1 protein-coding gene and 1 pseudogene are annotated in these 1,525 nt (G+C 62.0%); one reads left to right on the forward strand and one right to left on the reverse strand.

What is annotated here, in order from left to right:
- Nucleotides 1-161: 161 nt before the first annotated feature.
- Nucleotides 162-1,229: pseudogene (gene istA / locus E1N52_RS43675) on the forward strand (IS21 family transposase); the annotation flags it as partial.
- 62 nt (nt 1,230-1,291) lie between these two features.
- On the opposite strand, the gene E1N52_RS43680 reads toward istA, so the two are convergent.
- Nucleotides 1,292-1,525, reverse strand: a 234-nt coding sequence (locus E1N52_RS43680) for an integrase core domain-containing protein (RefSeq protein WP_133190276.1), incomplete at its 5' end; no start/stop codon positions are given.

Raw genomic sequence — 1,525 nt, forward strand, 5'->3', positions numbered from 1 at the left:
TGGGGGGCGACAATTATGTTGGCCGGTCGTTGACGTTTGTTTTGGCCGGTGGTCAGGAGTCGGAGGCGGCGTAGCCGCCGGAGACGACGAACCACCGGCGGCGCCGCGTCGGCGGGGCAATAGGATGGCTGATCGATTCTTAAAGAAGAAGCGGTCAGCACATGTCTGGAACCCGCATCACCGACCAACAGGTTCGCCTCTACATGAACAAGCGCAAACACCATCCGCAGGAACTCGCGGCCGCGAAGGCAGGAATAAGCGTGCGCAGCGCACGCCGCATCGAGCGTGACGCGACGTTGCCATCCCAGAAGGCGCAGCGCTCCTGGCGCACCCGTCCCGATCCGTTCGCCGATGTCTGGGACAGCGAGGTCGTGCCTTTGCTGCGTAACGCTCCCCACCTGATGGGCATCACGATCCTGCGCAAGCTGCAGGATGATCACCCGGGCTGCTATCCCGACAGCATGCGTCGCACGCTGGAACGACGCATTTCTCAATGGCGGGCGCTCGAAGGTCCCAGCCAGGAGATCTTCTTCCCCCAGGAGCATCAACCCGGCGTGCGCGGACTGTCTGACTTCACCGACATGAACAAGCTGTGCGTGACGATTGGCGGCGCGCCGTTCGAGCACCGGCTGTATCACTTCGTGCTGGCATTCTCGCGCTGGGAATATGCCTGCGTGGTTGAGGGAGGCGAGAGCTTCGAAGCCCTCGCCAACGGTTTGCAGAACGCTCTATGGCAGGCGGGAGGTTGCCCGAGCGAGCATCGCACCGACAGCCTGTCAGCCGCCTTCAAGAACCTGAGCGAGAAGGAAGACTTCACGACCCGTTACAAGGCGCTGCTCGATCACTACGAGATGCAGGGCACGCGTAACAATCGCGGCCTGGGTCACGAGAACGGGAGTGTCGAATCCTCGCACCGGTATCTGAAGGACGCAGTCGATCAAGCCCTGATGCTGCGTGGCCATCGCGACTTCGTTGATCGCGCCGCCTACGACGAATTCATCCGCGAGCAGGTGATGCGCCGAAACCGGCGCTGCGCCGCCGCGTTCCGTATCGAGCGCCAGCAGCTTCAGGATCTGCCGGAGTACCGTACCACCGACTTCGTCGAGGAAGAGGCTCCTGTGACCCGCTGCAGCACGTTTACGGTGCGGGGCATCCTCTACAGTGCGCCGTCGCGCCTGATTGGCCACCGGCTGAAGGTGCGCATCTACGGCGACCGGCTCGACTGCTACCAGAGGTGGTGCCGCTTGTTCGGACAGGGTCCCGCGATTTTTAAGTGGAACGTCCGGGGCGATCATGCTGCCGATTTGATCGCTGGCAGCGTCGCGAAGTATGCCTCATCGGGCGTCTGATCCGCCAGACTCGAATGAGGACGTTTGCGGTTGTACAGCTCAATGTATTGGCCAATGGAGCGCCGGGCGTGGCTGACCGACTCGTAGGCTCTCAAATAAATCTCTTCGTACTTGATGCTGCGCCACACGCGCTCGACAAACACGTTGTCGCGCCAGGCGCCTTTGCCGTCCATCGA

It is taken from the genome of Paraburkholderia guartelaensis (assembly GCF_004353905.1).
Classification (GTDB): Bacteria; Pseudomonadota; Gammaproteobacteria; order Burkholderiales; family Burkholderiaceae; genus Paraburkholderia; species Paraburkholderia guartelaensis.